Here is a 12,737-nt window from a genome sequence, read left to right as displayed (position 1 = left end):
CAGCTCGAGGACGCCCTGTTCCTGGACCTCCAGCCTCGTCTGGCACGCTGCCTGGTGCGCCTGGCCGAGCGGTTCGGCAAGGTGGTGGAAACCGGCATACAGATAGATGTCCGGCTGTCGCAGCAGGAACTCGCCGCCTTCGTCGGAATGACGCGCGAGAGCGTGAACAAGCAATTGTCTATATGGCGTCGCGACGGCGTGGTAGGGTTCTCCGCCGGTACGATAACCATCCACGACTTGGCGGAATTGCGGTCATTGTCCGGCATAGACGACGACTCCGGAGGCGGCGCCGATGGTCCATGACCGCGCCAGGAAATGACGACTCCGCCTTCGATGAGGCGAGTGCAGAACGCGGTCGTGCTTGCCCTGATCACGGCCGGCATCGCGCTTTTGCTCGCCCTCAGCCCGGTCGGACGCGTGATGGAGGAGGAATTCGGCCTCGCGTGGCTGTTCAAGCTGCGCGGTCCGGCACCGCCGCCGGCCGAGGTGGCGCTCGTCACCCTGGATCGCCAGTCCGCCCGTAGGCTGAGCCTTCCGCCGCAGGTCCGGCTGTGGCCGCGCGCGTTACGCGCGCGGATGATCGACGATCTCAAGCGGCGCGGCGCCACCGCCATAGCGATCGACCTGACGCTGGAGACGCCCACCGACATCATCCAGGACGGCGCCCTGAGCCGGTCCATCGCCGCGGCGCGCTCGGTCATCCTGGTCGAGGCCATGGAACGGGAGGAACTGGTCGTCACGGATGCCCAAGGCAAGCCGGCCGGGCAGATGGCGATCCTGAAATCGGTGCCGCCGATCGAACCTTTCGCCAAGGCCGCCGCCGCGCTGGCTCCTTTCCCGCTGCCCAAGGTGGCCGCCCGGACCAACGAGTTCTGGGCGTTCAAGGAAGGCGACCGGCTGACGCTGCCCGCCGCCGCCCTCCAGGTGCACGCGGCGGCGCTGCACCCGGCCTGGCTCGGCCGCCTGAGGGAAGCGGAAGTTCCCGGGTTGGAGAACCTGCCGCCGGACAACGACCTCCTGACCGAACCGGGCGCGGTACAGCGTGCCTCCCAGGCGGTGCGGCGCGCCTTTCTCCAGGACCCCGGGCTGGCGGCACGCCTGCCGCCGCCGCCGGACCGGCTGGATGACCGCGAACGCCGGCTGATGGACGCCATCGACCGGCTGCACCAGGGTCCGCAACACTATCACCTGAACTTCTATGGTCCGCCCGGGACCGTGACCACCATCCCCTTCGCCGACCTGATCGAGGGCCGCGACGTGCCGGACCTGACGGGCCGGACCGTCTTCATCGGCGTCGCCGAGCGCACGCCGACCAACCTCGACACCTTCTATACGGTGTTCTCCACCAGCGACGGCGTCGACATCAGCGGGGTGGAGATCGCGGCGACGGCGTTCGGCAACCTGCTGGAGGACACCACCCTGAAGAGCCCGGGCCGACCGGCGGAACTCGGGCTGGTGGTCGGGTTCGGCTTCGCGATCGGCCTCCTGGCCTATCTCCTGCCAGCGATGCTGGCCGTGGTGGCGACGGTGCTCCTTGCGGCCGGCTGGATCTCGGCGTCGGCGACCCTGTTCGGCCAGTCGCAGCTGTGGCTGCCGGTGGCGGTTCCGATGATGGTCCAGGTCCCGGTGGCGCTGTTCGGCGGGCTGCTGTGGCAATATCTCACGGCCAACCGGGAACGCCGCAACGTCGCCCAGGCGATCCGCTACTATCTGCCGGAACGGGTCGCCGCCGACCTGGCGCACAGGCCGATCAATCCGGGCGGGGCGCGCGACCTTCTCTATGGCGCCTGCGTCGCCTCCGACGCCGAGCGCTTCACGACCCTCGCCGAAACCATGACCCCGCGCGACCTGGCGTTCCTGCTGGACTCCTACTTCGCCGCGGTGTTCGAACCGATCCAGGCCGGCGGCGGCACGGTCACCGACGTGGTCGGAGACGGCGTCATGAGCGTGTGGACGGCAGCCAACCCGGAGCGCGAGCCGCGCCTGCGCGCCACCCTGGCGACGCTTGACCTGGCGCGTGCCGTCGAACGGTTCAACCGCCAGAATCCCGGCCGCACCATGCCGACCCGGGTCGGCCTGCACGCCGGCTGGATCATGGTCGGCAATGTCGGCGGCAAGGGCCATTTCGCCTGGAGCGTCGTCGGCGACATTCCCAATACCGCGTCCCGAATCGAGGGATTGAACAAGCACCTGGGAACCCGGCTGCTGGCGTCGGACGCCGTCGTCGGCGACCTCGGCGGCGAGATCCTGACCCGTCGCGTCGGCCGGTTCCGGCTGATGGGAAAGGCGGGAGCGCTCGATATCCACGAAGTTGTCGCGCGCCGCGAAGAGGCGACGCCCGACCAGATCAGGCTGGCCGCCTGCTTCGGCGAGGCCCTCGAAGCCTGCGAGTCCGGCAGCCTGCCGGAGGCGGTCGCCCTGTTCCGTCAGGTACTCGAAGAATTCCCGGATGACGGACCGGCGCGTTTTCACCTGAACAGATGTATGAACCTGTCTGTCGGAAAGTCAGCGGAGGACGATGCCGCCATAGTCCGCCTGGAAGTCAAATGACAGATTCGATATACGACTGAGGCAATTTTAGCTTGAATGTACTATATCGCATGATTTAAATAAAGCCGGCCGCAGGACCGAACGCGATATCGAAGGTTGCGAGTGCGCATTATCAGTTCTTGTGGAAGATCCGCACCGTGTGATCTCACTTACCGCGATCGACCATTCGGGTCAATGGAACCCGCTATTTCATAGGCTCGAATTCAATGATAACCACCAAGCTTCCCAAATCCTCGGTACTCGCGTTGCTCGCCGCCGGCATGACGGCCGGCGCAGCGCCAGCCGCGGCGCAATCCCTTGAAGCGGCCTGCGCGGCGCCGGTCGGGCGCATCGCATCGGTCGAGGGCGGCGTCGAGCGGAGGACCGCGGAGGGCTCATGGCGTTCCGCCCGGATCGAAGAGCCGCTGTGCGCCGGCGACACGGTGCGGACGGGCAAGTACAGCCGGGCCGCCATCGCGCTGGCCAACGATTCGGTGCTCCGCCTGGACCAGGAGACGACGCTCCAGGTCGGGGCGGTACCGGCGGACGAGCCGTCCGTGCTGGATCTGGTCAAGGGCATCATGCAGGTCTTCAGCCACCGCCCCCGCAGCCTCAGCATCGACACGCCCTTCGTGAACGCGTCGGTGGAGGGCACGGAGTTCCTGGTGCTGGCCGAAACGGACCGGGCGTCGGTCACGGTATTCGACGGCAAGGTGCGGGCGAGCAACGCCCAGGGCGCCGTAACCCTCGCCGCGGCGGGGACGGCCGAGGCGCGCGCCGGCGCGGCGCCGGTCCAGGGCGTGGCGGTCCACCCGCGCGACGCGGCACGCTGGACGCTGTATTATCAGCCGATCCTCAGTGAAGTCGCAGCCGCTCCGGCGGCCGGCTCCGGGGACCTGCCGGCCCCCGTCGCCGATGCGCTGGCGCTCCGCCGCCAGGGTGATTTCGCAGGCGCCATCGCCCGGCTCGACCGCGCCGCCGCGGAGGGAGCGGGCGCGCCGGGGCCGGTCGCCGACCGCATCGCCCTGTTCCGCCAGTCGCTGCTGCTCGAAGTCGGCCGGGTCGAGGAAGCCCGCGCCGGGGTCGAGGCCATGCTGTCGCGGGCTCCCGGAAACGCCGACGCGCTGGCGCTGCGTAGCGTCATCCTGGTCGCCCAGAACGAGACCGAACCGGCGCTGGCCGACGGCCGCCGCGCGGTCGAGCTGGATCCCCGCTCCGCCCCGGCCCGCATCGCCCTGTCCTATGCGCAGCAGGCCGCCCTCGACCTGGAGGGCGCGCGCGCCACCATGGAGGAAGCGGTCGCGGCCCAGCCGGGCGATGCCCTGGCCCGCGCGCGGCTGGCCGAGATCCTGCTGACACTGGGCTACAGGGGCGAGGCGGAACGGTCCGCGCGGGCGGCGGCAGAGCTGGCGCCGAACCTGGGCCGGGCGCAGACCGTGCTGGGCTTCGCGGCGCTGGTGCGCCAGCGGCCGCAGGAAGCGCAGGCGGTGTTCGAGCGCGCGATCCGGCTGGAGCCCGCCGACCCGCAGCCCCGCCTGGGAATGGGCCTGGCCCTGATCCGGCAAGGCCGCCTGGAAGCGGGACGCAACGAGATCGAGATCGCCGCCGGCCTGGATACCGAGAACGCCCTGGTCCGAAGCTATCTCGGCCGCGGCTACGACGAGGAACGGCGCGACGACCGCGCGGCGGGACAGTACGAGATCGCCAAGCAGCTCGACCCGAACGATCCGACGCCCTTCCTCTTCGAGGGTCTGCGGCTGCGGGCGGCCAACCAGCCGGTCGAGGCGCTGGCGGAAATCCAGCGCTCCATCGAGCTGAACGACAACCGCGCGCCTTTCCGTTCTCGCCTGCTGCTGAACCAGGACCTGGCGACCCGCGGCGCCGGGCTGGGCCGGATCTACCGGGACCTGGGATTCGAGCGGCTCGGTCTGCCCGTCGGGTCGGCGTCGCTTGCCGCCGATCCCGGCAGCGCGTCGGTCGAGCGCTTCCTGTCCGACCTTTACGGCCAGCAGGAGCGCCACGAGATCGCCCGGTCCAGCGCCTTGCTCCGGTCGCAGCTCCTCCAGCCGATCACCATCGACCCGGTGCAGCCCAGCCTGAGCACGACGGACCTGGAAATCCTGCCCGGCGCGCTTCCGTCCGAAGCCGGCTTCAACGAATACGGCGCGCTGTTCGAGCGCGACCAGATCCGCCTGAACGCCGCCGGCATCGTCGGGAACCTGGACACCCGCGCGGACGAAGTGACGCTTTCGGGCATCGTCGGTCGGGCGGCCTTCAGCGCCGGCCAGTTCCACTACCAGAGCGACGGCTATCGCGAGAACAACGACGTCGAGTACGACATCTACACGCTGTTCGGGCAGGCGGCGCTGACCGATACCCTGAGTCTCCAGGCGGAATTGCGGTCCCGCCGCAGCGAACAGGGCGACCTGGTGCAGAATTTCGACCCCGACGACTTCTCGCGCGACAGCCGCACCGACATCGACCAGGACACCGCCCGGGTCGGCCTGCGCTACTCGCCCACGCCGCGCGTGGACCTGCTGGCCTCGGTGATCGTCAGCGACCGGGAGTCGCACCAGGTCCAGGCCGAGGAAGATTTCACCTTCACGGACGACATCAAGCAGACCGGGACCGACACGCAAGTCCAGGGCATCTACCGGGGCAACCTGTTCAACGTGACGGCGGGCGGCGGTTTCGCCAGCATCCGCCAGCGGAACGTCGCGACCCTCGATATCCCGGCGCTGGGCCAGAGCTTCCCGACCACCGCGCGGTTCACGAACCGGCAGACCAACGCCTACGGGTACGTCAACCTGACCCCCGTGCGCGACGTGACCGTGACGCTCGGCCTCAGCGGCGACAAGTTCGAGAACGGCGCGCTCGACTTCAGCGAGGTCAATCCGAAAGCCGGCATCCAGTGGCAGGTCAACGACGGGCTGCGGGTGCGCGCCGCTGCGTTCCGGACCTTCAAGCGGCTCCTGATCGTCGACCAGACCCTTGAACCGACGCAGATCGCCGGCTTCAACCAGTTCACCGACGAGTTCAACCAGACCAGCGCCTGGGTCAAGGGCATCGGTCTTGATGCCACGCTGGCCCGCGGCAGCTTCGGTTCCCTCTTCGGCGGGGTCGAGTATACCCGCCGGGATCTGGACGTGCCGCTGGTCGTGCAGCGCGACCCGCCGGAGTACCGGACCGACGAGCGCGAGGAGGACGAAGCGCGGGCCTATCTCTACTGGGCCGCCTCCCGGGACTGGGCGGTCTCGGCGGAAGCCCAGTGGCAGGACATCGAAAATACCAACCGGCAGATCGACGTCGCGGAGCTGCGCACCCTGACGGTGCCGGTCCAGGTCCGCTATTTCGCCGACAACGGACTGTTCGCCCGCGTCGGGGCGAACTTCGTGAGCCAGCAGGTCGAGGAGCGCCTGCCGCAGTCCTTCGACCAGACGCGCGAGAACTTCGTCACGGTCGATGCATCGCTCGGCTTCCGGCTTCCCAACCGCCGCGGATCGATCAGCCTTGAAGTCCGGAATATTTTAGACGAAGAATTCCTGTACCAGGATCTCGACTCGGTCACCAACTCGCTGACACGCCCACGCTTCATCCCGGCGCGCACGGTGCTGGGCCGGCTTTCCCTTACCTTCTGAACCCTGAGGATCCTCTAATTCAAGGAGCGCCCGTCATGCCTTGTTCATTCCTGAGGATTGCCGCGGCAGGTGTTTTCGCCGCATTGTTCTTCACGACCGTTCCTGCCGGTGCCCAGATCGCGGCGCCCGAGGCCGATCTGCCGACGGCCCAGCTCGATCAGGCCACGGTCGATACCCTGCGGAAGGCCGGCATTGCCGATCCGACGCTGGCGCTGATCCTGAACAGCAGGGGTGAACTGGTCGGCGCGCTGGTCGAGGACCATCCGAACTCGCCGGCCCGGGGCAAGCCCGTCAAGATCTCGCCGACCAATCTTCCTAAAGAGCTGAAGGGGCTGCGGGGGTTCAACAGCCTGTCGATCCTCGCCTACGAAGGTTCCAACTGCTACGTGATCAAGCGCGCCGACGGCTCGCTGTACCTGATGCCGCCGGGCTGCACCCCGGGCTGAGCGCCGCTCAGGACAGCCCGGCCGAAAAGCAGCCGATCGGGAAGAGCGATCCGCCCACATGGACGGCGCCTTCACGGTAGAGTTCGAGCGCCCGGAATCTGTCCGGCACGTCGATGATCCAGACCCCGTCGGCGCCCGCGATCACGCGGCCGTCGACGGTCGCCGCAGCTGCCAGCACCGCTCCCGGAGCGGTGCCCGGCGGGAACAATGCCGTCACCGTCGATACGCCGGCCGGCGGCAGGAGCGCCACCTGGCCGGCGATCACGACGGCCAGGGTCAGCACGGATGCCGCCAGGGTTCCCCTGCTCCCCCCTCCCCCGCCGTTCGGTCCACGTCGAAGGGTCACCCACCCGGCGGCGATCACCGCGATACCGAACACGAAGAAGACCATGTCCCAGATCAGCGGGCTGTCGCTGTCCATCCGGATATGGTGCAGTCCAAGGATCCAGTGGTTCAGGACGGCGTCCACGACGTGCCAGACGCCGAAGCCGACCAGGAAGGTGCCGAACAGCAGCCTGTCGGCTCCGTCCCCGCCGAACTCCCGCCTGGTCCGCCAAAGCAGCCAGAGCCCCGCCCCGGCGACCGCGTACATGGCGAGATGGAACAGGCCGTCGGCGAGGATCTGGACCTGGATGTCCGCCAGCGCGGGACTGTCCAGTCCGCTCAGCAGATGATGCCATTGCAGGATCTGGTGCAGCAGGATGCCGTCAAAGAATCCGCCGAAGGAAAAACCCAGCAGGTATCCGGCCCAGCGGAAACTTGGGCTGAACGGCACCGGCGATCGGTTCACACTGGGCGCGGACATGATCGGAGAGCGGCCTTCGATCAACATGACGGTCGGACTTCCCAACAACGCCGGGCGGTTCCGGTTCCCCCGACCCGGCAAAGGGCGCCACCTGGACCGCGAGCGGCCCGGCAAGACTTGCCGCAGCGGGTAGCAGGAATATCCGGCTCGGGACCCGCTTGTGAATCCTCTGCGTTTGGTATACCCTTGATCCGTGCATCGAAAACTGAGGCACACCATTTGCATTGGTCCGACGCAGAACGCATAGGATGGAGAGTGGGCGATGTCTACGACCTCGGCAACCGCCGCCAGCATGCCTTCCGGGTATCTCTCGAACCTGCGGCTCGCAGCGGACGACCGCAAGCGCATCTGGGATTCGCTGACGCCGGAACGGCAGGCGGAAGCCGCCGCCAAGTTCACGGAGAGCGGAACCGCGGTCAAGGAGCAGAAATTCTCCACTCTGGGCGACGCGCTCTCCTATGATTACAGCAGCGGCAAGCTCAACGGCGACATCTCGATCAGCGCCACCAACCTGACGAGCGACAACGCCGCCAAGTTCGGCTCGCTGGTCAACTTCGATACGATGGACTCCGCCGTCTTCCTGGAACTGAAGCAGGGCGCCTACCCGACCGCGGAAGATCCAACTTGGATCACCGACCCGACGACCAAGCAACAATACCTCGACGCCTTCCAGTCGCGGGCATACGACGCCTACAAGGCGGCGGCCGACAAGTTCGGCGGCTTCAATTCCCAGACCATGCTGGGCTACGATGTCAACGCGGACGGCTTCCTGAACAACGAGTCCGAGTTGTTCGGCTTCGGGACACGCGGCTTGAAGATGTCCGATTTCTTCGACGTGACGTCGACGGACGGCGGGGTGACCAACACCTACTCGCTGCGGTCCTTCACCGCCGCCGATAGTTCGACCACGACGGCCGACAACATCGCGATCGATCCCAAACGCTTCATGGCTCTGACCAACGAAGGCAAGTCGGCATCGGTGATCAGCACGTCCTACGACAACGGGACGCCCGGCATGACCACGAATGTCAGCCTGAACCTGCTGTCCGGCAGCATCTCGACCGGCACGACGGCGGCGATCAGCATCAACGTCACGACCTGATCCGTCACCACCCGATCCGGGGTACCCTCGCCGACGGATCACACCGGCGAGGCCGACCGGGTCCGCGGAATCAGATGCTCCGTTCCGTCGGTTTGTTGCCCATCCGGCAGCGAACACGGGTCATGCGGTAATTCGGATGCTCGCCGACCCACCGGGCTCCCTCGGTCTGCCCCGCGATGGGGCAGTTCGACATGGTGAGATACTGGTCGTCGGGGATCAGGGGAGTGACCGTCCGGCACTGGGTCGGATCGGCGATCAGGCAAAACACCATCGAGAGCGTGACGAGCATCGGATACCTCGCGTTATGCTGCATTGCAGCAAACACGATAAGCGGATGAATGCTCATCGGGATTGTGACAAAACGACGCTTCTGCTGCGACGCAGCATAGCCGTCCTCAAAGGAACGGCGACAACTGCCTGGGAATCCGCATCGGGAACTCCCCCTTGCGGATCAACCGGATCGCGTCGATACACTCGACCAGCTCACCGACCGTCGCGGGACCGGCGAAGTAACCGAAGGCAACATCGCGGTTCCGCCGGGCAATCTCCTTGTCGCCCGCGGTGAACAACGACTTGATGTTCCAGTTGCGGGCGATCGTCCGGGCGACGACCACGCCGAGGCCGCGTCCGGCCGGGAGGTCGATGTTGATCAGCGCCAGGTCGGGGCGGAACTGTTCCGCCAGGGCTATGGCGTCATCCACCTCGGCGACGGGTCCGATCGGATCGTATCCGGCCCCACGCAAGGCCTCGGCGAGGGCTTCGGCCAGAATGAGGTCGCCTTCAAGCAGCAATATTCTCATGGGTGGGGGTCGGACTCCGGGGTGGCTTGTCAACCTTAACCCGCTACCCGGCAACATATCACGCGCCCACGATTTACTGACAGTTAACCTTAATGCGCCATAACCTGCGGGCAGTCTTCAGGACAACATCTTTCGCAAAGCCCGCAGCCATGTTCGACATCAGCCCGACGATCGCCGCCGCCGTGTTCCTGTCCGCGTTCGCGCTGGACTTCCTGTATGCCCGCTACACCTACTACATCGTCTCGATGCAGGCGGAGATGGCAGCGATGCTGGCTTTCGTCTGGCACATGCTGAGCGCCGCCGTGGTCGTCCAGTACGCCGAGAACTCGGTCTACATCCTGTTCATGTGCGCCGGCGGCTGCCTCGGGACCTACCTGACCGTCTGGCTGCGGCGCCGCTCGGCGACGGCGCAGGCGGCGGCCCCCGCCGCCGGCGTCATGCAGAACTGACGGACTTTGCAGCCAAGGGGTCGATCAGGAAGCGCTCGGCATACCCGGACCCGCCGGCCCGTCTCGCCTCGTCCGCGGCGAAGGCCGTTAGCGCCGGACCGACCCGATCCGCCCCGCCGAACTGGAACGGCAACTGGGTGGCGTAGCGGCAGGCCCCCGCGACCTTGGCCGGGAGATGGTCGGAGACCGGAATCGCCAGCGGCACCAGACCGCCGGGCAGCCCCGGCGGCGGCGCCTCTTCCGGCGCCCGGATCACGTAGGGGAGGTCCCTGTACCAGGCGACGGGCCGGCCCAGTTCGACCATCGCCCTGACGGTCTGGCGGTGGTCCACATGGTTGCCGATCGCCTGGCACCCGAACATCAGGTCAGGCCCGACCCGGCCGGCAAGCGTGCCGATCCGGTGCGCCGCCTCCCGCCAGATCTCGTCCCCCGGCCGGATAACCGAGAAGAGTTCGGCGGCGGAGCCGTAACCCCGATGCGGCGCCTCGGCCAGATCGAGCCAATGGACCTCGTCCACTTCCAGCGTCCGCCCGAAGGCGGCATCCTCCTCCCGCCGGACCGCCATATAGTCCACCTTGGGAGCCAAACCCTTGTCGGTCTGGCAGGCGAGCGCGAACCCGCTCGGGTCGGGGACGGACCGCGTGAAGACGGTGGCCAGCACGGTGCGCCAGCCCGCCGCCTTCAGCATGGCCAGCGTCCCGCCGCAGGAAAAGGCGACGTCGTCGAGATGGGGGGAGATGAACAGCGCTGTGCGTGACGGCACGGGGGCGCCTCCTCTGGCTTGGGCAGGTCTAGAGCAGATGCGGGGCCGCCCGGAACCGGCAGGTCGGATCGGCGGTCTCCCGCGTGACCTCGGCCGGATCGTAGATGCCGGTCCAGGACGTGTCGGGCTTCGTTCCTCCGAGCCGGGCGTAGATTTCCTGGATGCGGCGGCCGATCGCGTGCCAGGAATAAAGGCTGCGCACCTCCTCCAGTGACTGGTGGGCCAGCCGCCGGCGCAAGGCCCCGTCGTCGAGCATCCGGCCGATCGCCGATGCCAGGCCGTCCACGTCGCGCGGTTCCACCAGCAGGGCGTTGGACCCGTCGGTCAGGCAATCGACCACGCCGACCGCGTTGGTCGAGACGATCGGCAGGCCGCTCGCCATGGCTTCCAGGATCGTGTTGGAGAAGCCCTCCGAGTATGTCGGCGAGACGAAGACGTCCCCCCGGCGGTAGACCTCGGCGGCGGCGAAATAGTCGGCATGCCCGGTCAGCGTAACGGCCCCGGCGAACTCCGCGGCGGATGCCCGCTCCCGCACCGCCTCCAGGTCCGGCCCGATGCCGGAGACGATCAGCCGCAGGGTGGGCCTCGACTCCCGAAGCCGGGCGAAGGCGTCGAGCAGTTCCATCACGCCTTTACGGCGATCGACGCGGCCGTGATAGAGCAGCACCGGCGCGTCCTGCAGGTCGCCGATGTCGCGGTCGGCGCGCGGATGGAAGCGTTCGGTGTCGGTGGCTCCCGGCACGATGACGAAGCGGTCCAGGTCGGTGCCGTGATGGTCGCGGACCTCCTCGGCGAAGCTCCGGCTGCCAATGATCAGGGCGCCGGCATGGCCCAGGACCGCCAGCATGGCCTGCTTGTGGGTGGCGCAGCAGGTGCCGACCCAGTGGCCGTCGCCCCCCTGGATCGACACCACGTTGGGGATGCCCAGCCGCCGGCTGATCTCCAGCGCCGCCAGCCCGCAGGGATAACCGTACTGGGCGTGGACGAGGTCGAACGGCGCGGCGGCATGCTCGGCCAGGGCCGCGGCGACCATCGCCTCCATGTCGGCTTCGAAATCGGCCGGCCGGCCGTGGCCGACCTCCTGCTCGCCCAGGGATTCCAGCCCGATCACCTTGACGCCGGGCACCGCGGGCGGCGGGCCGCCGCCATAGACGGCGGAGCCCGCGGGGTCGTCGCGGTACTGGGAGATCATCACGACGTCATGCCCGCCGACGACCAGTTCGCGCAGCAGGTTGGCGGCATAGACGCTCATGCCCGAGATCGCGGGGAAGAAGCGCCGGCTGATGAAGCAGATACGCATGGTTCAGGCACTCCGCTTCAGGGACCGGCCGGAGGCGGCGGGGAGCCGCGACTTCAGCCACTGGAGGCTTTCGGGAACGGCGAGGTGGGCGCGGTGGCTCTCCCGCGACAGCTCGACGCAGACCAGCCGGTCGAACCCGATCGCTTCCAGCGCCGACAGGACCGCCGGGATGTCCATGTCGCCCTGGCCGAAGGGGAGATGCTCGTGGACGCCGCGGCGCATGTCCTCGATCGCGACGGTGCCGAGGTCGCCGGCGAACTCCTCCACGGCGGCCGCGGGGTCGCGCTCTCCCGTGACCAGCAGGTGGCCGGTGTCGAGTGCCAGGCGTAGCGGCGCCGGGGTCCGCTCCGCCAAGTCGGCCTTTAACCGCCGGTAATCGTCCACGGTCTCCACCAGCATGCCGGGCTCCGGCTCCAGGGCGACGGTGACGCCGTCCGCGGCGGCGGCCTCGGCGACCTGGGCGACGCCCTCGACCAGCCAGCCCCAGGCGGTCGCGGGATCGACGCCCGGCTGCGGCACGCCTGCCCAGAAGGAGACGGCCTCCGCCTGGCAGATCGCCGCGATGCGCACGCAGCGGGACAGGAAATCGACGCGCCGGGCGCGGCCTTCCGGAGAGGGATTCAGCAGGGTCGGCTCGTGCTTGACGCGGGGGTCGAGCAGGTAGCGCGCGCCCGTCTCGATCACCAAGCCGAGGCCAAGGCCGCGCAGCCGGGAAGCCAGCGCCTCCGCCCTGCCCTCCAGGTCGGGGGCGAACGGGTCGAAATGGTGGTGGTCCAGGGTCAGCGCCACCCCGTCATAGCCGCTGTCGGCGATCAGGGAGAGCGCGTCGTCCAGCCGGTGGTTGGCGGCGCCGTTAGTGTTGTAGGCGAAACGCAGGGGCATTTCCGGGCCTCTCGGCTTTGGTC

Annotated in this window: 12 protein-coding genes (1 of these 12 running past the window's edge); 6 read left to right on the top strand and 6 right to left on the bottom strand. The window is 68.1% G+C overall.

The annotated features are described in order from the left end of the window. The 4 genes from JL100_RS04780 to JL100_RS04765 all read left to right on the top strand — a co-directional run. A protein-coding gene (locus JL100_RS04780) for a Crp/Fnr family transcriptional regulator (protein ID WP_202681610.1) crosses the window boundary here: on the top strand, positions 1 to 303 show its 3' portion. 405 nt of this gene lie to the left of the window's left edge; the window shows 303 of its 708 coding nt (coding positions 406-708); its start codon lies beyond the left edge, outside the window; its stop codon occupies positions 301 to 303. A 39-nt stretch (positions 304 to 342) separates the two neighbouring features. Next, positions 343 to 2,550 (top strand): CHASE2 domain-containing protein, encoded by a 2,208-nt coding sequence (locus JL100_RS04775; protein ID WP_228421074.1) that lies wholly within the window; start codon positions 343 to 345, stop codon positions 2,548 to 2,550. 206 nt (positions 2,551 to 2,756) lie between these two features. Next, positions 2,757 to 6,167: a TonB-dependent receptor domain-containing protein gene (locus JL100_RS04770; RefSeq protein WP_202681612.1), complete on the top strand. Its 3,411-nt coding sequence runs from the start codon at positions 2,757 to 2,759 to the stop codon at positions 6,165 to 6,167. Between the two features lie 35 nt (positions 6,168 to 6,202). Next, positions 6,203 to 6,613 (top strand): hypothetical protein, encoded by a 411-nt coding sequence (locus JL100_RS04765; RefSeq protein WP_202681613.1) that lies wholly within the window; start codon positions 6,203 to 6,205, stop codon positions 6,611 to 6,613. A gap of 7 nt (positions 6,614 to 6,620) precedes the next feature. Here JL100_RS04765 and JL100_RS04760 read toward each other — a convergent pair whose 3' ends face one another. Next, on the bottom strand, positions 6,621 to 7,418 hold the full coding sequence (locus JL100_RS04760) for a DUF2243 domain-containing protein (RefSeq protein ID WP_202681614.1): 798 nt from the start codon (positions 7,416 to 7,418) through the stop codon (positions 6,621 to 6,623). Positions 7,419 to 7,680: 262 nt separating this feature from the next. Here JL100_RS04760 and JL100_RS04755 point away from each other — a divergent pair, with 262 nt between their 5' ends. Next, positions 7,681 to 8,520, top strand: coding sequence for a hypothetical protein (locus JL100_RS04755; protein ID WP_202681615.1), 840 nt, complete (start codon positions 7,681 to 7,683; stop codon positions 8,518 to 8,520). Between the two features lie 70 nt (positions 8,521 to 8,590). Here JL100_RS04755 and JL100_RS04750 read toward each other — a convergent pair whose 3' ends face one another. Both JL100_RS04750 and JL100_RS04745 read right to left on the bottom strand, forming a co-directional pair. Beyond that, a complete protein-coding gene (locus JL100_RS04750; RefSeq protein ID WP_202681616.1) occupies positions 8,591 to 8,809 on the bottom strand; it encodes a hypothetical protein in 219 nt (72 codons plus the stop codon). A 106-nt stretch (positions 8,810 to 8,915) separates the two neighbouring features. Continuing rightward, on the bottom strand, positions 8,916 to 9,320 hold the full coding sequence (locus tag JL100_RS04745) for a response regulator (RefSeq protein ID WP_202681617.1): 405 nt from the start codon (positions 9,318 to 9,320) through the stop codon (positions 8,916 to 8,918). A gap of 149 nt (positions 9,321 to 9,469) precedes the next feature. Between JL100_RS04745 and JL100_RS04740 the strand changes: the two genes are divergently transcribed. Then, complete coding sequence (locus JL100_RS04740) at positions 9,470 to 9,769, top strand: hypothetical protein (RefSeq protein WP_202681618.1); 300 nt, start codon at positions 9,470 to 9,472, stop codon at positions 9,767 to 9,769. Here the strand turns inward: JL100_RS04740 and JL100_RS04735 are convergent. The 3 genes from JL100_RS04735 to JL100_RS04725 are packed head-to-tail and all read right to left on the bottom strand — an operon-like array spanning position 9,756 to position 12,714. Beyond that, positions 9,756 to 10,532 (bottom strand): PIG-L deacetylase family protein, encoded by a 777-nt coding sequence (locus JL100_RS04735; protein ID WP_202681619.1) that lies wholly within the window; start codon positions 10,530 to 10,532, stop codon positions 9,756 to 9,758. The two genes, JL100_RS04740 and JL100_RS04735, sit on opposite strands and share 14 nt — an antisense overlap. A gap of 28 nt (positions 10,533 to 10,560) precedes the next feature. Next, on the bottom strand, positions 10,561 to 11,832 hold the full coding sequence (locus tag JL100_RS04730) for a glycosyltransferase family 4 protein (protein WP_202681620.1): 1,272 nt from the start codon (positions 11,830 to 11,832) through the stop codon (positions 10,561 to 10,563). Positions 11,833 to 11,835: 3 nt separating this feature from the next. Then, positions 11,836 to 12,714, bottom strand: coding sequence for a sugar phosphate isomerase/epimerase family protein (locus JL100_RS04725; RefSeq protein ID WP_202681621.1), 879 nt, complete (start codon positions 12,712 to 12,714; stop codon positions 11,836 to 11,838). Between the last annotated feature and the right edge of the window lie 23 nt (positions 12,715 to 12,737).

The sequence above is a fragment of the Skermanella mucosa genome, assembly GCF_016765655.2.
GTDB lineage: Bacteria > Pseudomonadota > Alphaproteobacteria > Azospirillales > Azospirillaceae > Skermanella > Skermanella mucosa.
This window is presented reverse-complemented; position numbering and strand designations above follow the sequence as displayed.